Origin of the sequence: Gramella sp. Hel_I_59 (genome assembly GCF_006714895.1) — a bacterium.
In the GTDB taxonomy this organism is placed as follows: domain Bacteria; phylum Bacteroidota; class Bacteroidia; order Flavobacteriales; family Flavobacteriaceae; genus Christiangramia.
In genome coordinates this window covers 419,638-439,338 of record NZ_VFME01000001.1, presented here as the reverse complement: position 1 = coordinate 439,338, position 19,701 = coordinate 419,638, and the positions used below count along the sequence as shown (strand labels likewise).

Here is a 19,701-nt window from a genome sequence, read left to right as displayed (position 1 = left end):
TCTATTTTTATTTATTCTATTGAATCTGAAACACTGGCTCCTGAAATTTCCAGGATCTCCCTAATTTCGATGATCTCGTCCCAGCCTTTCAGTGTGGGATTTGGCGTGATCTTAGCTCTAACACGAACCGGGATCATTTCAAAATCATCAGATTTCAAATCGCTTACTTTTTCTGAAAGTAGCATTGCAATGGAATCCTGTTTAACACCATACACGAAATTCTCCCCTCGTAGTACAGCAGCATCAGCTACATAAACATAGTCTCCCTGAAGCACTTCCAGACTATCCTGAACTTTAGCAGTTACAGGTTCGGGATTAAGTTCCTTTTGTTCATCATCCTGACAGGATACGAGCAAAATAGCCACGATCATTATTTCAAAAAACCTTCTCATCGATCAAGTTGTCTTCAGAATCAATTATCCTACTGAACCTTCCAGCGAGATCTCTAATAATTTCTGAGCTTCTACTGCAAATTCCATAGGAAGTTTGTTCAATACTTCTTTACTGAAACCATTTACGATCAATGCGATCGCTTTTTCAGTATCTATACCACGCTGGTTACAATAGAAGATCTGGTCTTCACCGATCTTACTGGTTGTTGCCTCGTGCTCCACCTGTGCAGATTTATTTTTAACTTCAATATAAGGGAAGGTATGAGCTCCACACTCATTCCCCATCAGAAGGGAATCACATTGTGAAAAGTTACGCGCATTTTCAGCTCTACCGTTGATCTGTACCAGACCACGATAAGAGTTCTGAGATTTTCCTGCAGAAATACCTTTTGAGATGATCGTACTCTTAGTATTCTTACCAAGATGAATCATCTTAGTTCCGGTATCTGCCTGCTGAAAGTTGTTGGTCACGGCAATTGAGTAAAATTCTCCTACCGAATTATCACCTTTCAGGATACAGCTTGGATATTTCCAGGTAACTGCAGATCCTGTCTCTACCTGAGTCCAGGAAATCTTCGCCCCTTTTTCGCAAAGTCCACGTTTAGTTACAAAATTGAAAACTCCACCTTTTCCTTCTTTATTTCCAGGGAACCAGTTTTGTACCGTACTGTATTTGATCTCAGCATCATCCAAAGCGATAAGCTCTACAACTGCTGCGTGCAGCTGGTTCTCATCACGGGATGGAGCAGTACAACCTTCCAGGTAACTTACATAACTGCTCTCATCTGCAACAACCAGTGTTCTCTCAAACTGACCGGTTCCTGCCTGGTTTATTCTAAAATATGTTGATAGTTCCATTGGGCATCGAACGCCTTTCGGAATATAACAGAAAGAACCATCACTAAAAACTGCCGAGTTAAGAGCAGCGTAGAAATTATCTTTCTGCGGAACCACGGTTCCAAGATATTTTTTAACCAGTTCTGGGTGTTCTTTGATCGCTTCAGAAATAGAACAGAAAATAATCCCTTTTTCAGCAAGCGTCTTTTTAAAAGTTGTAGTTACAGAAACTGAATCCATTACCACATCTACTGCAACACCGGCTAATTTCTTTTGCTCATCAAGAGAAATCCCCAGTCTTTTAAAAGTATCCAGTAATTCCGGATCCACATCATCGATACTATCGTACTTCGGTTTCTTATTTGGAGCAGAGTAATAAGAGATCGCCTGGAAATCTGGTTTTGGATAATTTACATTAGCCCAGTCCGGCTCTTCCATTTTCTCCCATTCCCGGTAAGCTTCCAAACGCCATTGCGTCATCCACTCCGGCTCTTCCTTTTTCTTGGATATTGCTCTTACGATATCTTCGTTCAAGCCCACAGGAAAAGTATCAGATTCTATATCTGTATAAAATCCATATTCGTATTCCTTGGTTTCGAGCTCTTTCTTTAAATCGTCTTCAGTATATGCCATTCTTCGTAATTCTAATTAAATTAAAGATCGGTAGTAACCGATACATAATTTTTACAGTGAAAAACTTTCACCGCATCCACAGGTTCTTTGTGCGTTCGGGTTGTTAAAAACAAATCCTTTTCCATTTAATCCTCCGGAATATTCCAAAATAGTTCCAGCCAGATAAAGCACACTGCGTTTGTCAACAACGATCTTTACATCGTTATCTTCGAAGACCTTATCGCCTTCAGCCTGGCTATTGTCGAACGTAAGTTCATAAGACAAACCAGAACATCCTCCGCTCTTCACTCCAACCCGAACATAGTCTGCCGTAGCATTAAAACCCTCTTCGGTCATGAGGACGGAAATTTTCTTTTTAGCCTCTTCGCTAACTTTAATCATAAGCTATAAAGATTAATTCTAAATTGAGTGCAAATATACTATAAAACAAGCGGTTTACCATAGACTAGGAATATGTTTTAAGAATTGAATCATAGAAGTCTTCGATCGAAATTCCAGTAGTCACCAAGGCAATATTTCTGCGGCTTCAGAAGCTTTTCATGCTTTCTTCTGAATTGCATTTTATTCTTGTATTTTTGCAGTCTAAATTTTCATTGCATGTTTGATAATAGTCAGGAAAGTAAGACGAACCTTTCAGAATTAGGTGAATTCGGTTTGATCGAACACTTAACAAAGCATTTTAGCCCGAAGCTTGATTCTACGATCAAAGCTATTGGAGATGATGCTGCTGTTCTGAAATTTGATGATGAAGAAACTGTAATAAGCACAGATCTTTTGATCGAAGGTGTTCATTTTGATCTTGCTTACATGCCACTAAAACATTTGGGTTACAAAGCGCTGATGGTTAATTTATCTGATATCTATGCAATGAACGCTACCGCAAGCCAGGTAACAGTTTCTATCGCTGTGTCGAACAGGTTTCCGGTAGAAGCGCTGGAAGAATTTTATGCCGGGGTACAATTAGCCTCGAAAGTTTATAATGTCGATGTTATTGGTGGGGACACTACTTCTTCTACTTCTGGTTTTATGATCAGCGTTACAGCAATTGGTCACGCTAAAAAGGAGAATATTGCTTACAGAGATGGAGCTAAACCTAACGATCTTCTCGTGGTAACCGGTGATCTTGGAGCTGCCTATATGGGTCTTCAGGTACTGGAGCGTGAGAAAGAAGTTTTTAAAGCGAATCCAAATTCCCAGCCAGATCTTGAGCAGTATACCTATCTTATTGAAAGACAATTAAAACCTGAAGCCCGAAAAGATATTGCTAAGCTTCTAAGCGATCTTGGTGTTAAACCAAGTTCCATGATCGATATCAGTGACGGTTTGTCTTCTGAGATCATCCATATCTGCAAAAGCTCTAAAGTAGGCGCCAATCTATACGAAGAGAAAATTCCGCTGGATCCTGCTGTGATTTCAGTTTGTGAGGAATTCAATATCGATAGCACTACGATCGCATTAAGCGGTGGTGAAGATTATGAATTGCTATTTACCATTGCGCAGGAAGATTACGATAAGATCAAAGGAAACCCGAATTTAACTGTGATTGGTCATATGACTGAAGAAAATGAGGGCATGCACCTGGTTACCCGTGCAAATCAAAAATTACCACTAATCGCCAGAGGTTGGAATTCAATGGATAAGGAAGAGGATTAATTTCTGAAACCCCATTTCGGCCAGACCTTTCGGATCTAATTCGATTAGGGATCGGCCTCGTATTGAACAAGTCAAGACAACATTTTTACCTCGATTTAGCTCGAAAGGAATTATGTGGAAGATTCTAAAGATATTGATCAGAAGTAAAAGCGAATTAAATCGAAAACCCTAAGAAGCTTCAGCATAAAATGCCTGCTGCCTTTTCTGATGGATTTTTGCCAGGTAGGCGTTGGTTTCTTTAAATTTCGGTGTAAGTCTTGCGAGTAGTCCGTCAGCAGTATCGGTCATTTCCATGCCGCATCTGCAGCACTGGTATTCATGAACATGGTTCGTGATGTTTTTAGAAACTTTTAATTTATGACCAAACAAGTTGCAATGAACCTTTGTAATAGAGAACGAGCTAAAGTGTTTTTTATTCATAGGTGTATAAATTTCTGATTTCTAAGACTCTAAAGTATAAAAAAAAGTTAATGTTTCGATAAAAAGGTTAAATTAATCGATAAAAAGCATGTTTTTGTATAATTTTTCTGACATTTCCAGCCAGGAATTATGACCCTTTTCAAGAATGATTAGATCTGAATTCGTTTCCGTTGCTAGCTTCTGAATATCAGTAATTTCAATTAGCGTATCATCTTTACCAGCAATAATCATTTTGCCCCCCTCAAATTTTTTCAAAGTCACAGTATGATCTTTTCGATCTCGCATCGCTTTCAGCGTTTGCTGTATATTTTCAATATTCAGCCTGTAAGCAGCTTGTTTTAAGCGATCAATTTCATCTTTAAAAACTTCCCGACTTTCCGCAGAAAATAAATTGGAAATTGCCATACTTATAAAAGCATCCTTGTTGGTTCCCACAATTTCTATTGATCTGTCCCGAATCTTTTTTCGTTCTACAGTATCTTCAGAAGGTGTAGAATTAATCAACATGATATCCTTCAACATCATAGGAAAATTATCGAGGAATTCCAAACCAACATATCCACCCATACTATGACCTGCCAGGCTAACTTGTTGTATTCCAATATCTTTAAGAACAGCAGCAACAATATTTGCCATTTCCTGCATGCCATGTGGTCCTGAAAAATCTTTAGACCTTCCATGACCGGGTAAGTCTATGCAAATTATTTGCCGTTCCTTTCCCAGGCCTTCTATAAAGTCATACCAGATCGTCATATCTTCTAAGAAACCGTGCAGCAAGACCAAGGGAATTTTCGTGTGGCCTGTTCCCGTAATCGTATGAAAGATCTCGTTGTCTTTATATAGTAGTTTCATCATCGCGTAAATTTAAAATACCGTGAATCCCAGGATATCTAGCTGGTATTCACGGTATTTCTAAACTTCAATTCCTAAAATACTCTTCTAAGAATTCATTATCTCCTCGATTTCTTCGATCTCGATCGGGATATTTCCCATTAGATTGAAAGGCTCTCCTTTATCCTGAATGACCACATCATCTTCCAGACGAATTCCGAAGCCTTCATCAGGAAGGTAGATTCCCGGTTCTACGGTAAATACCTGGTTTGCTTCCATAGGTTCTGTCAAAATTCCGTAGTCATGAGTATCCAGCCCTATATGATGGGAAGTACCGTGCATAAAATATTTCTTGTATGCCGGCCAGTCTGGATCTTCATTCTGAACATCTGCTTTGTCCAGAAGTCCCAGCGCAAGTAATTCAGAAGTCATCATCTTACCAACCTCAACATGATATTCTTTCCACATAGTTCCCGGCACCAGCATTTTGGTCGCTTCCTTTTTTACCTTATTTACAGCATTATAAACCTCCTTCTGGCGATCTGAATACCGGCCTGAAACCGGAATGGTTCTACTTAGATCACTGGAATAATTTGCATATTCTGCTCCTGTATCAAGAAGGATCAGGTCACCCGCTTTACACTGTCGATTATTTTCAACGTAATGCAAAACATTGGCACTGTTACCGCTTGCGATAATTGGCGTGTATGCGAACCCCTTAGATCTGTTTCGAATCATTTCATGATAATATTCGGCCTCGATCTCATACTCCCAAACTCCCGGCTTTACAAAACCTAAAGTTCTGCGGAAAGCTTTTTCAGTAATGTTGCATGCTTTCTGCATTAGATCAAGTTCGATAGGATCTTTTACAGACCTTAGTCTTTGCAGGATCGGGTTAGCTTTCGCCACCTGGTGAGCAGGATATTTATCTTTACACCACTTGATAAAACGATCATCCCTGGTTTGGGTATCATGATTGGCACGATAGTGCTCATTGGTATTTAAGTATACCGTATCGCACTGGGTCATTACTTCAAAAAATACTTTTTCAAAGTCTTTCATCCAGTAAACTGTCCGAATACCGCTAACATCAAACGCATCTTCTTTAGTAAGTTTAGCTCCTTCCCAAACCGCAATATGTTCATTGGTTTCAGTAAGAAAAAGGATCTCTCTATGTTTCTCTTCCGGAGCATCTGGAAACAGGACCAGAATACTTTCATCCTGGTCTACTCCACTCAGGTAAAAGATGTCTCTGTTTTGCTGAAAAGGCATCGTGCTATCTGCCCCAATTGGATAAATATCATTTGAATTAAAAACCGCCAGACTTTTAGACTTCATCTTGTCCATAAAGTTCTTACGGTTCTTTATAAAGAGTTTTGAATCTATTCGATCATATTTCATAAACAGTATTTTTCAATTTCTTCAAAATTAAGGGATTTGACTCCAAAAGCCATTAAAGGCGTTTAAAATTTTAGGTATGCTCGGGTTTTGCTATTTTTAAGCACTACAATAAAAATTATGAAAAAAACTTACCATTTTCTTGGTGCTTTTTTGATAGGGATCTCTCCTATTATTGCACAACAAACTGCTACTAGCGGAGAAGCTTTACAAGAAGGCTTCGAACAAAAACAGGAACTACACCAGCAATCCATTGTAAAGAACATTCCGCTCCAGAATATTGGACCTAGTGTTATGAGTGGCCGTATCACCGATTTTGCGGTGAATCCTGAAGATCCAACCGAATTCTATGCAGCGTATGCAACCGGCGGTCTATGGTACACTAATAATAACGGGATCTCATTTACGCCGGTAATGGACAACAGTCCTTCGCAGAATATTGGCGATATCGCTGTAGACTGGAATTCTGGCACGATCTGGGTTGGAACCGGTGAAGTGAATGCTTCACGTTCTTCCTATGCCGGGATAGGCTTATTAAAGTCGGAAGACCAGGGAGAAACCTGGGAATTCATGGGTCTTCCAGATTCACATCATATCAGTAGAATTCTAATTAATCCTGAAAATCCTGATGAAGTGGTAGTGGGCGTAACTGGTCACCTCTACTCCTCGAACAGTGAACGAGGGATCTATAAAACTACAGATGGTGGAAAAACCTGGAACAAAAACCTCTTTATCAATGAGCAAACCGGGATCATCGATGTGGCCGTAAATCCTCAAAACTACACCGAAATGTATGCGGCTGCCTGGGACAAGGATCGTAAAGCATGGGATTTTAGAGAAAGTGGTAAAAACAGCGGAATTTATAAAAGTACCGATGCCGGGGATAGCTGGACAAAGATCTCTACGGAAGCATCTGGGTTTCCAACAGGCGACGGAGTAGGAAGAATTGGTCTTTCTGTCTACGATTCCAATACGATTTACGCCATAGTAGATAATCAGGATCGAAGAAAGTCTGAAGACAAAAAATCTTCAGATAAAAGCGGACTTGTAAAAGAGGATTTCAGAAATATGAAGAAATCTGCTTTTCTGAAGCTTGATGATAAGGAACTGGAGACTTACCTAAGATCGAATGATTTTCAGAAGAAATATTCCGCAGAGAAAGTGAAGGAAATGATCCGGAAAGATGAGGCAAAACCTCAGGATCTTGCCACGTACCTGGAAGATGCCAATACTCAGCTTTTTGATACTCCCGTAATTGGAGCCCAGGTCTATAAAAGTACAGATGCCGGGAAAACATGGAAGATCACCCATGAGGATTACCTGGATGACCTTTATTATAGTTATGGTTATTATTTTGGGATGGTGCATGTGGATCCACAAGATGAAAATGCGATCTATATATATGGAGTGCCGATTCTAAAATCCAAAGATGGCGGGAAAACCTTTTCTTCTATCGACGCTCAAAATGTTCATGCAGATCATCATGCTTTATGGATCAATCCAGAAAGCAGCGGACATCTAATTGACGGGAATGACGGCGGAATCAATATTTCCTATGATGATGGTGAAAACTGGATGAAGAACAATTCACCTTCAGTTGGACAATTTTATACGGTCAATGTAGACAATGAAAAACCATATAATGTATATGGCGGACTTCAGGATAACGGCGTATGGGTTGGACCACACACGAATACTGAAAGCAATGGATGGGCCGCTTCCGGAGACTATAACTACAAAAGTATTATGGGCGGTGATGGAATGCAGGTGGAGATCGATTCCAGAAATTCTGATATCGTATACACCGGTTTTCAATTTGGAAATTATTTCAGAATAAACAGAGAAACTGGCGAGCGTCTTTATATACACCCTAAACACGAATTGGGCGAAAGTCCTTATCGCTACAACTGGCAAACGCCCATTCTTCTATCTTCTCATAACCAGGACATCCTTTATATGGGTGGAAATAAGTTGATGCGTAGTATGGATCAAGGGGAAAACTGGACCAGTATTTCGAATGATCTTACCGCTGGTGGTAAAGATGGAAATGTACCTTATGGAACTCTGGCTACAATTTCTGAATCTCCATTTCAATTCGGAAAACTTTATACTGGAAGTGATGATGGTTATATCTACGGAAGTGACAATGCCGGTGCAGACTGGAAAGTACTAAGTGCAGATCTTCCACAGGACCTCTGGGTTTCGCGTGTGATCGCTTCTGAACATTCTAAGGATCGTGTTTATGCCAGTTTAAATGGTTACAGATCTGATGATTTTAAGCCTTATGTATATGTATCTGAAGATTCCGGAATGAACTGGAAAGACATCAGTGCGAACTTACCAACGTCATCTGTAAATGTGATTCGGGAGGACCCGTCCAATGAGAATGTGCTTTATTTAGGAACAGATAACGGACTATATGTAAGCCTGGATCGTGGAGATAGCTGGCAGGCTTTTAGCACCAATTTTCCTAATGTAGCAGTTCACGATCTTCGAATTCAGGAAGAAGAACAGGATCTGGTTGTGGGAACTCATGGTCGCTCACTTTATATCGCAGATATTTCTGCAATTGCAGCGATGAATATGGACGATATCAAAAGCGCGCTAACGATTTCTTCGGAAAAAGAGATCAGGTTCAGTAACAGATGGGGGAATTCCTATAGTAAATGGATGGATCCTTATACTCCTGAACTTGGATTCACCTATTATACTTCAAAGAAAGGAAATGGAAAATTAATGATTAAGACTGAAGACGGAACTACACTGCAAACGATGAATATCGAGGCAGACAAAGGCTTCAATACTGGATCTTATGATCTTAGCATTACAGAAGCTTCAGCTAAAAAACTAGAAAAGCAGGATGAAAAAACCAGTATTTCTAAAGCTGAGGACGAGAAGTTTTATATTCCGAAGGGCACTTATAAAATGATCCTGGAACTGAATGGTTCAACTACAGAATCTACTTTTGAAGTAAAATAAAAACCTGGCTAATTGGGAGAATTTCGAAGCTTTGAAACTGAGCGATTATTACTGAGACCTATGTCTCTGGATGATGCTGCTTTTATTTTCCGGCTTTACAATTCTCCCAAATGGCTTCAGTTTATTGGAGATCGCAATCTGCGAAATACTGAAGATGCCAGAGTTTATATTAAGGACAGAATGCTGCCGCAATTAAATGAACTGGGATTTTCCAATTATTGTGTGGTACGAAAAGTAGATAATGTAAAAATAGGTGCTTGTGGTTTATATGATCGGGAAGGACTTCAGGAAATTGACCTGGGTTTCGCTTTTCTTCCAGAATACGAGGGAAAAGGCTATGCTTCTGAAGCTACTAACACGCTGGTTAAAGCAGCTAAAAATATCTTCAGCTTGAAAGCTTTACAGGCAATTACCAGACTTGATAATACGGGTTCACAAAGGTTATTGGAGAAACTAGGTTTTGAGCACGCTGAGAACATCAAAATCCCGAAGGATCCTGCAGAACTTATGCTTTATCAAATTCAGCTATAAACTACTCGTAGAGACCCAACCTGTTCTTGAGCTTTATATTCTCAGATTGCAAATGCTTTACTTTCCCTAGCAAATGACTAATCGCTTCAAGTCCCTGCATGTTTATTTCAAGTTCCTCATGCAACCTGCGCATCTTTTCAAATTGAGCTAGATGATCGCAATGTATATATTCAGTTTCCTGCACCGTCACGATCTCAATAATTCCACTATCCTTAAGTGACGTAACAAATTGCCGTTCCACCTGGTAACGAACACAAATTTCCTCTGCTGGGATTAAATCTTCCTCTTTCATAAGCCAGTGTTTTTAAGTTTCTGAAACAGCTCCTTCTGTTCTTCGGTCAGATCCTTCGGAATATCGACCTGGTAAGTGATAAAAAGATCTCCAAACTGACCCTTCGTTTTATACTTCGGAAAACCTTTTCCTTTCAATTTCACTTTGCTTCCATTTTCGGTTCCAGGCTTTACTTTCAATTTCACCTCACCATCAAATGTTTTCACTTTTAGCTCTCCTCCAAGAATTGCAGTGGTTAAGGCGATACTTTCTGTAGCAAAAAGATGTTCTTTTTCTCTACGGAAGTCAGTATCATTAAATACCTGGAACGTGATAAACAGATCTCCTTTGGGACCACCCTGAACTCCCGGGCCACCATGTCCTTTTATCTTTATCGTTTGACCGTTTTCAACACCTGCGGGAATTGTAAGTCTTATAGATTTACCATTGACGGTAAGCGTTTGCTTCTGATCTTTATAGATCTCACTTAAGCGCAATTGTAACTCCGCATTAAAATCCTGGCCCTTAAAATGTGCTCCTCTATTGGCGCCCTGGGCTCTGGCTCTTCCTCCAAACATTTGCTCAAAAAAATCTGAAAAGGTATCATCTTCAAAATTCCCGGAATAAGATTGCTGCCCACCGCCCCGAAAGCCTCCGCCAAATCCACCGGAGGCTTGTTGCTGCCGTTTAGCTTCCTCAAATTGATCTGCATGTTTCCAGTCTTTGCCGTATTCGTCGTACTTCTTACGTTTTTCAGGATCACTTAAAACTTCATGCGCCTCATTGATCTGCTGAAATTTTATCTGCGCATCCTTATTATCTGGATTAAGATCTGGATGGTATTTCCTGGCCAGCTTTCGATAAGCCTTTTTTATATCAGCCTGTGATGCTGATCTCTCCAGTTCCAGTAATTTATAATAATCTATAAAATCCATGTACTAAGCTTTGAATACACCGCTATCAGATTCGGTTTTATTTAACTGACTTTCAATCAAGCCTATTTGTCCCAGATGGTAAATATCATGCTGAAGAATTCCCAGAATAAGATATTCCATATCATATTCGCGACCGCTTACGTTAGCCGTTAGATAAGAATCATCAGGTTTTTCACGCAAAGCTTCATAGATACGGAATTGAGCCGATACAAGTTCTCTTTTTAATTCCTCCCATTCTTTTTTGCTATGGATCTTGATTTCTGGCCAGTCCATCTCAGAATCTATAGTGATATCAAAATCCTCATTATTCTTTAGCTTTTCATACACAAATTTTTTCCAGCAAATTAGATGAGCAACAATTTCTGCTACGCTATGTGATTTAGGAATACAGGTTTTATAACCGATGATGTAGGGTACATTCTCCAGTTTCCGCATTAGGGATTGCCCAAACCATGGATCTCCTTCGAATGTTTCGGATAATTTCTGAATTATTTGCTCGGTTCTTTCTTTCATAATTTTTCAGTGAAAAGTGAAATTACAAAATTTTGATATGGAGCCTCAGTTAAGCTTTTGCTAAAACCCTCAGACTCATGCTAAAATTGAATTTAACAAACGTTGAAAATGAATTTCGGGAAGCCGCTGTATTTCAAAGATTCAACAAATTATAAAGTACTTTAAATTAAGTCTAAATAGACAGGAAAAAGACTTGGAAAGCTTGTTAAAAATTAGAATGAAGCGTATTTTTGTTGCACTTATATAAAAATAATTCTAAACATTTATGGCGAAATCTGCGCTTTTAAAGTCATCACTGGCAAAAAAATACTGGATGGCTTTCACCGGCCTTTTTCTGTGCCTGTTTTTAGTAGGTCACTTATTTGGAAATCTGCAACTTCTACTACCTGTTAGTGATATGGCAAGAGACCAATTTAATGAATACGCGTTATTCATGACTACCAATCCTGCGGTTAAAGTGTTATCCTACGTAACGTACATTAGTATCATTTTTCATGCAATCGATGGATTGTTACTAACGATCCACAATCGTAAGGCAAGACCACAGGGATATGTAAACTTTAAACCATCTACTAACAGTAAATGGTCTTCAAGAAACATGGGAATCCTTGGAACGGTTATTCTTGCTTTTATCGTAATTCACATGACCATGTTCTGGGCAGAGATGAAGTTTGGAGGTCTTGATGATACTTATTACACCACGGCAAATGGCGAGGAAGTTAAAGATCTTTATACCCTGACGATCAAAACCTTTCAGGATGCACAATATGGTTTACTCTGGGCGATCGCCTATGCAGTAGCGATGCTGGCAATAGGTTTTCACCTGTCACACGGGTTCTCAAGTGGATTTCAATCACTTGGTGTTAATCATCCTAAGTACAATGGATTTATCAGAAAAACAGGTTATGCATTTGCAGTACTAGTACCGCTCGCATTCGCTGTTATTCCTTTTTATATTCACTTTGTACTAGAAAAAATTTAAGCTATGGGAATATTTGAATCAAATGCACCTAAAGGCCCATTGGCAGAAAAGTGGGTTAATCATAAAAACGATATCAACCTTGTAAACCCTGCGAATAAACGTAATATAGACGTGATCGTAGTAGGTACAGGTTTAGCCGGGGGAAGCGCAGCAGCAACGCTCGCAGAACTTGGATATAATGTAAAAACATTTTGCTACCAGGATTCTCCACGTAGAGCTCACTCAATCGCAGCTCAGGGTGGTATCAATGCAGCAAAAAATTATCAGGGAGATGGTGATTCTGTTTACCGTCTTTTCTATGATACTATCAAAGGTGGAGATTACCGTTCGAGAGAATCCAACGTTTATCGTCTGGCAGAAGTATCTGGAAACATTATTGACCAGTGCGTCGCGCAGGGAGTTCCTTTCGCACGTGAATATGGTGGACTTTTAGATAACCGTTCTTTCGGTGGAGTTCTTGTATCAAGAACCTTTTATGCTAAAGGACAAACAGGACAGCAGTTGTTGCTTGGAGCATATTCAGCAATGAACCGCCAGATCAACCGTGGAAAGATCCAGACTTTCAACAGGCATGAAATGCTTGATGTAGTCAAGGTAGATGGAAAAGCTCGAGGAATCATCGCCAGAAACCTGGTTACTGGTGAACTGGAGAGACATTCTGCCCATGCAGTTGTAATCGCTTCAGGGGGATATGGAAACGTATTCTTCCTTTCTACCAATGCGATGGGAAGTAATGTTACAGCTAGCTGGAAAATACATAAGAAAGGAGCGTATTTCGCGAATCCTTGCTTTACACAAATTCACCCAACCTGTATTCCGGTTTCAGGAGATCACCAGTCAAAATTGACGTTGATGTCTGAATCACTTCGGAATGATGGTAGAATCTGGGTTCCGAAGAAAAAAGAAGACGCTGAGGCAATTCGTAGCGGAAAGAAAAAACCGACCGAACTATCCGAAGAAGAAAGAGATTATTACCTGGAAAGAAGATATCCAGCTTTTGGTAACCTGGTGCCGCGTGATGTTGCATCCAGAGCAGCCAAAGAGCGTTGCGATGCTGGTTTTGGGGTAAATAAAACTGGAGAAGCAGTTTACCTGGACTTTAGCGCTGCGATCATGAGATATGGTAAGGAAGCAGCTACTACCCAAAAACTGAACAATCCTTCAGATGCCGATATTCAAAAATTAGGTAAAAAAGTTGTGGAAGCCAAATATGGTAACCTTTTCCAGATGTACGAGAAGATCGTAGATCAAAATCCTTACGAAACTCCAATGATGATCTACCCAGCTGTACATTATACCATGGGTGGTGTTTGGGTTGATTATAATTTACAAACTACAATTCCAGGATGTTTCGCGATTGGGGAAGCTAACTTCTCAGATCACGGAGCCAACAGACTGGGGGCTTCTGCATTGATGCAAGGTCTTGCAGATGGATATTTTGTTCTTCCTTATACAATTGGACATTCACTTTCAGAAGATATTAGAACCGGAGCAATCCCAACTGATACTGCTGAATTTGAAGCTGCTGAAAATGAGGTTAGAGCTCAACTGGAAAAGCTGGTAAACACTAACGGAACTAAATCTGTAGATCACTTCCATAAGATCTTAGGAAAGATCATGTGGAACAAAGTAGGAATGGCGAGAAATGCTACCGGATTGAAGGAAGCAATTTCTGAAATTCAGGCTTTAAGAGAAGAATTCTGGAAAGATGTTCGAGTACCTGGTACTGCGAACGAAATGAATGCAGAACTTGAAAAAGCTGGTCGTGTAGCAGATTTCCTTGAACTTGGAGAATTGTTCGCGAAGGATGCACTACACAGGGAAGAAAGCTGTGGTGGTCACTTTAGAGAAGAGCATCAAACCGAGGAAGGAGAAGCACTTAGAGATGACGAGAACTTTATGTATGTAGCCGCATGGGAATATACTGGGAAACCAGCCGATGCGATACTTCATAAGGAGGAACTTGATTACGAGGATATCGAAGTAAAAACAAGGAGTTATAAATAGATTTGAGATCTGGGATTCGTTTCGAACAATCTCATTTCTAATTATTCAATACTAAAAGTATGAACCTTACATTAAAAATATGGCGCCAGAAAAACGCCGAAACTAAAGGAAAAATGACCACATACCAGGTTACCGATATATCTGATGATATGTCTTTCCTGGAAATGATGGACGTGCTTAACGAGCAGTTGATCGCTAAGGGTGACGAGCCTGTAGCATTTGATCATGACTGTAGAGAAGGTATTTGTGGTTCATGTAACCTGCAGATCAATGGAGAACCTCACGGTCCAGATCGTGGAGTGACCACCTGCCAGTTGCACATGAGAAAATTCAAGGATGGTGATACTATTGTGATCGAACCATTTAGAGCTAAAGCTTTTCCGGTAATAAAGGATCTTGTAGTAGACCGCACCTCTTTTGACAGAATTCAGCAGGCTGGTGGGTATATTTCTGTAAATACTTCAGGAAACACCCAGGATGCTAACTCTATTCCTGTAGATAAGGAAAGTGCAGATATGTCTTTTTATGCTGCGACCTGCATTGGTTGCGGAGCCTGTGTTGCCGCTTGTAAAAATGCAAGTGCAATGTTGTTCACCTCAGCAAAAGTTAGTCAGTTCTCACTATTACCTCAGGGTGAAGTTGAAGCAGACCGTAGAGTGCTGGCCATGGTAGAGCAAATGGATAAAGAAGGATTTGGTAACTGTACAAATACAGGTGCCTGCGAGATCGAATGTCCTAAAGGAATTTCTCTAGAGAACATCGCGAGAATGAACAGAGATTACCTGAAAGCATCGGTTAAATAAACCCTTGCATCAACATAAATAGAGATCCCGGACTATTTTAGTTCGGGATTTTTTATACCTTAAAATCAGTAATTGAAATAAAGTCTATGAAGTTGGAATCGAAATTACCCGGAAGCAAAACCAGTATATTTTCTGTGATGAGTAAAATGGCTCAGCAATACGATGCGATCAATCTCTCTCAGGGCTTTCCTAATTTCGAAACCGATCAAAAACTTAAAGACCTTGTGACCAAAGCAATGAAGGAGGGCCATAATCAGTATCCGCCAGATGCCGGAGTTTTGGAATTGCGGGAAATGATTTCCCAGAAATTCAATGATCTCTACGGAAGATATTACAAACCTGAAACTGAAATCACGGTCACTTCAGGAGCAACAGAAGCACTTTATAATAGCATAACGGCCTTGGTGCAAAAAGATGACGAAGTCATTGTGCTGAAGCCGGCATACGATTCGTATGAGCCAACGATTCAGTTAGCAGGAGGTATCCCTGTACAGATCCAGTTGAAAGGCAGTGACTATAGGGTGGATTGGGAAGAAGTTGCCAGTGCTATAACGAATCGCACCAGGATGATCATCATTAATACTCCGCATAATCCAACAGGTACAGTTCTTTCCGAAGAAGATATGCTGAAATTGCAAGAACTTCTGAAGGATACTGATATCATATTACTAAGTGACGAGGTATACCAGCATTTAATTTTTGATGGGACGATTCATCAAAGTGCTTCCAGGTTTCCGGAACTTTCAACAAGAAGTATCATTTGCGGTTCCTTCGGAAAGACATTTCATAATACCGGATGGAAAACCGGTTATTGTGTAGCTCCTGAAGAGCTGATGAAAGAGATCAGGAAAATCCATGAACTCACTACTTTTTCTGTAAATCATCCTATGCAACGTGCCTATGCAGAATACCTGAAGCAACCGGAACATTATCTCGATCTTGCAGGTTTTTACCAGGAAAAAAGAGATTCCTTTTTAAAGCTTATTTCCGGTTCAAAATTCAGAAGCAAACCATCGAAAGGCACTTATTTTCAATTGCTCGATTTTTCAGAAATAACTACGGAAAAAGATACCGATTTTGCTAAAAGACTGGTAAAGGAACACCAACTTGCGGCTATCCCGGTTTCAGTATTTAATATAGACGAAAAAGATCATTCTCAGCTTCGCTTTTGCTTCGCCAAAACAAATGACACCTTAGAAAAGGCAGCTGAAATTTTATGCTCACTATAATATGAATATCCGTATCCTTGAACAGGATTTCGTACTGCACCCGCTAGGCGTTGCGTACTGGCCGGAACAGGAGATCCTATTGGTGGCAGATGTTCATCTTGGAAAGGTAACACACTTCAGAAAACATGGAAGCGCAGTACCCTATCAGGCAATCGTAGAAAATTTCGACAGGCTGGATAGGATACGAAAAGACTTTGACCCGGAGCATATCATTTTTCTTGGTGACCTATTCCATTCTTCGCTCAATATGGAATGGCAAATCTTTGAAGAATGGGTTACTTCTATCGACAATCAGGTTCACCTGGTTGCCGGAAACCATGATATAATTTCACCATTACGTTACCAGGAACTCGGCATCCAGATCTATCAGGAATTAAAAATTGAAAAATTCATGCTAACCCATCATCCTGAAGAGCATGAAGGTTTATTTAATTTATGCGGACATATTCACCCGGGATATAAATTATTTGGTTTCGGCAGACAAATGCTGAAATTACCGTGTTTTTACAAAAGTACCAACCAGATGATTCTCCCCGCTTTTGGAGAATTTACCGGGAATTATTTTATGCAACCTGAAGATGGAGATCGTATATTCGCTATAACCGGTAAAGAAGTGATTCCCATTCAATAATCCCCCATTCTTATGATCAAGAAACTAGCTGTTGCCAATTTTATTTCTGTTATTATCACCATCGCTTTCACCTACTACACCCAGACAGGAGAGATCAATGGTAAAACGATTGGAGAAATGAGTGATAAATACAGTAATCTTTTTACCCCGGCCGGGTATGCTTTTTCAATCTGGGGTGTGATATTTCTGTCTCTATTAGCCTTTTCTGTGTATATGCTTATTCAGGCCTTTGGCAACGGAAAACACACGAAGTTTATCAAAAGGACAAAATTCTGGTTTATTGTTGCCAATATTGGTACTTGTTTGTGGAGCCTTGCATGGTTGTATGACTTCCCAGGCCTTTCTGTTGTAATTATGTTCCTGATCCTGGCGAAATTATGCAAGATCATCATCAATACAGAAATGGAGTTAACAGATCCTCCATTTAAAATCATTGCGTTCTACTGGTGGCCAATTTGTTTATACTCAGGATGGATAGCAGTAGCAGCAATTGCCAATACCGCGGCATGGTTGAAAGAAACCGGCTGGGATGGAGCTTTTCTTTCTGAAGTTCAATGGACGCTCTTAATGATCCTGATTACAGTAGCTCTAAACATCACCATGATCTACAAACGAAATATGCGGGAATTTGCTGCTGTTGGAGTCTGGGCTCTCATCGCTATTTACGTAAAGCAAATAGGACAGTACGATGTGATCGCCTACTCAGCCGCAGCAGGAGCTCTTCTTATCTTTTTAAATATATCCTACCACGGTTTCAAGAATAGAAAAAAGCAGCCCTTATACCGAATGATGAAAGGTGAAAAAGCTTAAATCATCGATTTAATATCGCTGGACCAGCTTGGATACGTAAAGATCATACCTTTTAAAGTCGCGCAGTCCAGTTTTCCACACATCGCCATCACGAACATATTAATGGTTTCGCTGGCTTCGTTACCTACCAGATGAGCACCCAGAACCAGGTTAGTTTCATTATCTACCAGCGTTTTATAGGCATAGACTTTGTCATTAATTCTTTTTGAATTAAACCAGTCACTGGCATCACTCATCTTCACTCGAAAATCATATCCTTTTTCTTTCGCCTGTTTTTCATTTAAACCTACGGAAGCTACATTAGGAAGTGTAAATACAACTGAAGGTTGTGGCGGATAATCATACTCATGCGGTCTGTCCAGATCCATGATATTGGCGGTCACAACACGTGCTTCTTGTGATGCAAGTGGAGTTAGCGGCAAGCCTTCACTTGCTGAAACATCTCCACAGGCATAAACGTTTGAATTTGAAATACTCTGAAGATTCTTATTAACCAGTACACCTCTTTTCGAGAAGTCTACATTCCCCTGTTTTAACTCCAGTTCATCAATGGAAGGCACACGGCCGGCTGCGTTTACAACACATCTGGCTTTGAGCTCGACCTTCTTACCATTTTGATCTGCAGTAACTCTCAGGTTCTTTTGAAGCTTCTCTATCTCCTCTACCCTCGCATTCATCACAAATTTAATTCCCAGCTCTTCTGAAGATTCCTTCAGGTATTTAACCATATCCTCGTCAAAATTACTCAAAGGGGATTCTTCGCTATCCACTATCGTAACTTCTACTCCGCATCTGGCCGCAATATGAGCGAACTCCATTCCTATATAACCCGCACCAATAAAGATCATGCTTTCAGGTAATTCTTTCAATTCCAGAAAGTCATCACTATTAATGGCCAGTTCCCTTCCTGGAATAGGCAATTCTAAAGGTTTCATTCCGGTAGCAATCACCAGCTTGTCAAATTTTACGGTCTTTCCTTCTACTGAGATCGTGGATTCATCCAGGAATTTTGGAGATTGATGATACATTTTAATATCCAGCGCTTCAAGATCCTGCTCTGTAGCGGCAGGTACAGCGTCCACGAATTTTTTCTTGAAATCCTGAAGGTCTTTCCAGCTATATTCTGGCATCTTCTCGATACCCTTGCCGAGCATATTCTGAGACCTGTTCAGTATTTCTGTAAGACCTACAAGTACTTTTTTAGGATCGCAACCGCGATTTGCGCAGGTTCCTCCAAATTCACGATTGTCTGCTATCGCAACTTTTAACCCAGCCTCCACACATTCTTTCGCTACACTTTTCCCGGCAGTCCCGGTTCCAATAACAAAAACATCAAATTTATCGATTCCCATAATTATATTTCTCTACTTGTAATTCTTTAGTCAGTTTTCTTGTTAGCTATAAGACTCCACGAATTATTCTCCTGAAAAAAGATCAGGAAAAAAATATATAGAGCATACAACATCTGGGTACTAACAGCTCCCCAGTCTTCCTTAAAAGCACTACCTGCAATTAGAACAATCATTAATATTGCTGAAGTTGCCAGCGCTTTATTCGTATATAGCCCCAGTAACAACATTATCCCTAAAATTAATTCCACTATCGGGATTGCGTAAGCGAAGGGGATCACCATAAATTCCGGAAGCATAGTCCCTTCGAAACCTTTCATTATTCCTTCAGCAAAGCCTTGAAGTTTTGGCAGTCGAACCAACCCATGGATACTGAAATTTACTCCCAGCGTGATCCTGGCAAAGAAGTAAGCTAGCTTTTTATGGTCCATACTTAATTTTCAGGGGAAGTTATAGAATGCATGGCGGTTCTTGTGTTATCAATTTGGTAAAATCCC

20 protein-coding genes are annotated in these 19,701 nt (G+C 40.1%); 9 read left to right on the top strand and 11 right to left on the bottom strand.

The annotated features are described in order from the left end of the window. Positions 1 to 11 precede the first annotated feature (11 nt). Genes JM79_RS02030 through JM79_RS02020 form a run of 3 tightly spaced genes read right to left on the bottom strand, consistent with a single transcriptional unit; the run spans position 12 to position 2,243 of the window. Positions 12 to 392, bottom strand: coding sequence for a hypothetical protein (locus JM79_RS02030; RefSeq protein ID WP_141876571.1), 381 nt, complete (start codon positions 390 to 392; stop codon positions 12 to 14). A gap of 24 nt (positions 393 to 416) precedes the next feature. Then, on the bottom strand, positions 417 to 1,862 hold the full coding sequence (gene sufB, locus JM79_RS02025) for a Fe-S cluster assembly protein SufB (RefSeq protein ID WP_141876570.1): 1,446 nt from the start codon (positions 1,860 to 1,862) through the stop codon (positions 417 to 419). 51 nt (positions 1,863 to 1,913) lie between these two features. Beyond that, positions 1,914 to 2,243, bottom strand: a complete 330-nt coding sequence (locus JM79_RS02020; RefSeq protein ID WP_141876569.1) for an iron-sulfur cluster assembly accessory protein — start codon at positions 2,241 to 2,243, stop codon at positions 1,914 to 1,916. A 216-nt stretch (positions 2,244 to 2,459) separates the two neighbouring features. On the opposite strand from JM79_RS02020, the gene thiL reads away from it, so the two are divergent. Continuing rightward, positions 2,460 to 3,515 carry a thiamine-phosphate kinase gene (gene thiL, locus JM79_RS02015; protein WP_141876568.1) on the top strand — a complete coding sequence of 352 codons (1,056 nt, stop codon included), beginning with the start codon at positions 2,460 to 2,462 and terminating at the stop codon, positions 3,513 to 3,515. 168 nt (positions 3,516 to 3,683) lie between these two features. Here thiL and JM79_RS02010 read toward each other — a convergent pair whose 3' ends face one another. The 3 genes from JM79_RS02010 to JM79_RS02000 all read right to left on the bottom strand — a co-directional run bounded on the left by JM79_RS02010 (position 3,684) and on the right by JM79_RS02000 (position 6,167). Next, complete coding sequence (locus tag JM79_RS02010) at positions 3,684 to 3,935, bottom strand: DUF1660 family phage protein (protein ID WP_141876567.1); 252 nt, start codon at positions 3,933 to 3,935, stop codon at positions 3,684 to 3,686. Positions 3,936 to 4,007: 72 nt separating this feature from the next. Then, a complete protein-coding gene (locus JM79_RS02005; protein WP_141876566.1) occupies positions 4,008 to 4,790 on the bottom strand; it encodes an alpha/beta fold hydrolase in 783 nt (260 codons plus the stop codon). Positions 4,791 to 4,874: 84 nt separating this feature from the next. Further along, a complete protein-coding gene (locus JM79_RS02000) occupies positions 4,875 to 6,167 on the bottom strand; it encodes an aminopeptidase P family protein (RefSeq protein ID WP_141876565.1) in 1,293 nt (430 codons plus the stop codon). 117 nt (positions 6,168 to 6,284) lie between these two features. Between JM79_RS02000 and JM79_RS01995 the strand changes: the two genes are divergently transcribed. Continuing rightward, entirely contained in the window at positions 6,285 to 9,143 is a 2,859-nt protein-coding gene (locus JM79_RS01995) for a glycosyl hydrolase (protein ID WP_141876564.1), read from the top strand. Between the two features lie 12 nt (positions 9,144 to 9,155). Further along, positions 9,156 to 9,674 (top strand): GNAT family N-acetyltransferase, encoded by a 519-nt coding sequence (locus JM79_RS01990; protein ID WP_141876563.1) that lies wholly within the window; start codon positions 9,156 to 9,158, stop codon positions 9,672 to 9,674. Between the two features lies 1 nt (position 9,675). Here the strand turns inward: JM79_RS01990 and JM79_RS01985 are convergent, their stop codons facing one another. From JM79_RS01985 to JM79_RS01975, 3 genes are read right to left on the bottom strand one after another with little or no spacing between them, the layout of a single operon-like run. Beyond that, positions 9,676 to 9,966, bottom strand: a complete 291-nt coding sequence (locus JM79_RS01985) for a chaperone modulator CbpM (protein ID WP_141876562.1) — start codon at positions 9,964 to 9,966, stop codon at positions 9,676 to 9,678. Continuing rightward, positions 9,963 to 10,880 carry a J domain-containing protein gene (locus JM79_RS01980; protein ID WP_141876561.1) on the bottom strand — a complete coding sequence of 306 codons (918 nt, stop codon included), beginning with the start codon at positions 10,878 to 10,880 and terminating at the stop codon, positions 9,963 to 9,965. The genes JM79_RS01985 and JM79_RS01980 overlap by 4 nt, the downstream gene beginning before the upstream one ends. Positions 10,881 to 10,883: 3 nt before the next feature. Further along, the gene (locus JM79_RS01975) at positions 10,884 to 11,393 is read right to left on the bottom strand and encodes a DinB family protein (protein WP_141876560.1); all 510 of its coding nucleotides are present in this window, start codon (positions 11,391 to 11,393) and stop codon (positions 10,884 to 10,886) included. A gap of 265 nt (positions 11,394 to 11,658) precedes the next feature. On the opposite strand from JM79_RS01975, the gene JM79_RS01970 reads away from it, so the two are divergent. The 6 genes from JM79_RS01970 to JM79_RS01945 all read left to right on the top strand — a co-directional run bounded on the left by JM79_RS01970 (position 11,659) and on the right by JM79_RS01945 (position 17,855). Then, positions 11,659 to 12,375 carry a succinate dehydrogenase cytochrome b subunit gene (locus tag JM79_RS01970; RefSeq protein ID WP_141876559.1) on the top strand — a complete coding sequence of 239 codons (717 nt, stop codon included), beginning with the start codon at positions 11,659 to 11,661 and terminating at the stop codon, positions 12,373 to 12,375. Between the two features lie 3 nt (positions 12,376 to 12,378). Next, a complete protein-coding gene (locus JM79_RS01965) occupies positions 12,379 to 14,382 on the top strand; it encodes a fumarate reductase/succinate dehydrogenase flavoprotein subunit (protein WP_141876558.1) in 2,004 nt (667 codons plus the stop codon). Between the two features lie 59 nt (positions 14,383 to 14,441). Continuing rightward, positions 14,442 to 15,185 (top strand): succinate dehydrogenase/fumarate reductase iron-sulfur subunit, encoded by a 744-nt coding sequence (locus JM79_RS01960; RefSeq protein ID WP_141876557.1) that lies wholly within the window; start codon positions 14,442 to 14,444, stop codon positions 15,183 to 15,185. An 86-nt stretch (positions 15,186 to 15,271) separates the two neighbouring features. Then, complete coding sequence (locus JM79_RS01955; protein WP_141876556.1) at positions 15,272 to 16,414, top strand: methionine aminotransferase; 1,143 nt, start codon at positions 15,272 to 15,274, stop codon at positions 16,412 to 16,414. Position 16,415: 1 nt separating this feature from the next. Then, the gene (gene pdeM, locus JM79_RS01950; RefSeq protein WP_141876555.1) at positions 16,416 to 17,045 is read left to right on the top strand and encodes a ligase-associated DNA damage response endonuclease PdeM; all 630 of its coding nucleotides are present in this window, start codon (positions 16,416 to 16,418) and stop codon (positions 17,043 to 17,045) included. Positions 17,046 to 17,057: 12 nt separating this feature from the next. Continuing rightward, positions 17,058 to 17,855 (top strand): tryptophan-rich sensory protein, encoded by a 798-nt coding sequence (locus JM79_RS01945; protein WP_141876554.1) that lies wholly within the window; start codon positions 17,058 to 17,060, stop codon positions 17,853 to 17,855. Here JM79_RS01945 and JM79_RS01940 read toward each other — a convergent pair. Both JM79_RS01940 and JM79_RS01935 read right to left on the bottom strand, forming a co-directional pair. Then, positions 17,852 to 19,207 (bottom strand): NAD(P)/FAD-dependent oxidoreductase, encoded by a 1,356-nt coding sequence (locus JM79_RS01940; RefSeq protein ID WP_141876553.1) that lies wholly within the window; start codon positions 19,205 to 19,207, stop codon positions 17,852 to 17,854. The genes JM79_RS01945 and JM79_RS01940 overlap by 4 nt on opposite strands. Before the next feature lie 26 nt (positions 19,208 to 19,233). Continuing rightward, complete coding sequence (locus JM79_RS01935) at positions 19,234 to 19,635, bottom strand: DoxX family membrane protein (protein WP_141876552.1); 402 nt, start codon at positions 19,633 to 19,635, stop codon at positions 19,234 to 19,236. Positions 19,636 to 19,701: the final 66 nt, after the last annotated feature.

What these genes read in the sequence shown, in the direction of transcription:
- JM79_RS02030 (WP_141876571.1), bottom strand. Translation starts at nt 392, where the DNA reads ATGAGAAGGTTTTTTGAAATAATGATCGTGGCTATTTTGCTCGTATCC.
- sufB (WP_141876570.1), bottom strand. Translation starts at nt 1,862, where the DNA reads ATGGCATATACTGAAGACGATTTAAAGAAAGAGCTCGAAACCAAGGAA.
- JM79_RS02020 (WP_141876569.1), bottom strand. Translation starts at nt 2,243, where the DNA reads ATGATTAAAGTTAGCGAAGAGGCTAAAAAGAAAATTTCCGTCCTCATG.
- thiL (WP_141876568.1), top strand. Translation starts at nt 2,460, where the DNA reads ATGTTTGATAATAGTCAGGAAAGTAAGACGAACCTTTCAGAATTAGGT.
- JM79_RS02010 (WP_141876567.1), bottom strand. Translation starts at nt 3,935, where the DNA reads ATGAATAAAAAACACTTTAGCTCGTTCTCTATTACAAAGGTTCATTGC.
- JM79_RS02005 (WP_141876566.1), bottom strand. Translation starts at nt 4,790, where the DNA reads ATGATGAAACTACTATATAAAGACAACGAGATCTTTCATACGATTACG.
- JM79_RS02000 (WP_141876565.1), bottom strand. Translation starts at nt 6,167, where the DNA reads ATGAAATATGATCGAATAGATTCAAAACTCTTTATAAAGAACCGTAAG.
- JM79_RS01995 (WP_141876564.1), top strand. Translation starts at nt 6,285, where the DNA reads ATGAAAAAAACTTACCATTTTCTTGGTGCTTTTTTGATAGGGATCTCT.
- JM79_RS01985 (WP_141876562.1), bottom strand. Translation starts at nt 9,966, where the DNA reads ATGAAAGAGGAAGATTTAATCCCAGCAGAGGAAATTTGTGTTCGTTAC.
- JM79_RS01980 (WP_141876561.1), bottom strand. Translation starts at nt 10,880, where the DNA reads ATGGATTTTATAGATTATTATAAATTACTGGAACTGGAGAGATCAGCA.
- JM79_RS01975 (WP_141876560.1), bottom strand. Translation starts at nt 11,393, where the DNA reads ATGAAAGAAAGAACCGAGCAAATAATTCAGAAATTATCCGAAACATTC.
- JM79_RS01970 (WP_141876559.1), top strand. Translation starts at nt 11,659, where the DNA reads ATGGCGAAATCTGCGCTTTTAAAGTCATCACTGGCAAAAAAATACTGG.
- JM79_RS01965 (WP_141876558.1), top strand. Translation starts at nt 12,379, where the DNA reads ATGGGAATATTTGAATCAAATGCACCTAAAGGCCCATTGGCAGAAAAG.
- JM79_RS01960 (WP_141876557.1), top strand. Translation starts at nt 14,442, where the DNA reads ATGAACCTTACATTAAAAATATGGCGCCAGAAAAACGCCGAAACTAAA.
- JM79_RS01955 (WP_141876556.1), top strand. Translation starts at nt 15,272, where the DNA reads ATGAAGTTGGAATCGAAATTACCCGGAAGCAAAACCAGTATATTTTCT.
- pdeM (WP_141876555.1), top strand. Translation starts at nt 16,416, where the DNA reads ATGAATATCCGTATCCTTGAACAGGATTTCGTACTGCACCCGCTAGGC.
- JM79_RS01945 (WP_141876554.1), top strand. Translation starts at nt 17,058, where the DNA reads ATGATCAAGAAACTAGCTGTTGCCAATTTTATTTCTGTTATTATCACC.
- JM79_RS01940 (WP_141876553.1), bottom strand. Translation starts at nt 19,207, where the DNA reads ATGGGAATCGATAAATTTGATGTTTTTGTTATTGGAACCGGGACTGCC.
- JM79_RS01935 (WP_141876552.1), bottom strand. Translation starts at nt 19,635, where the DNA reads ATGGACCATAAAAAGCTAGCTTACTTCTTTGCCAGGATCACGCTGGGA.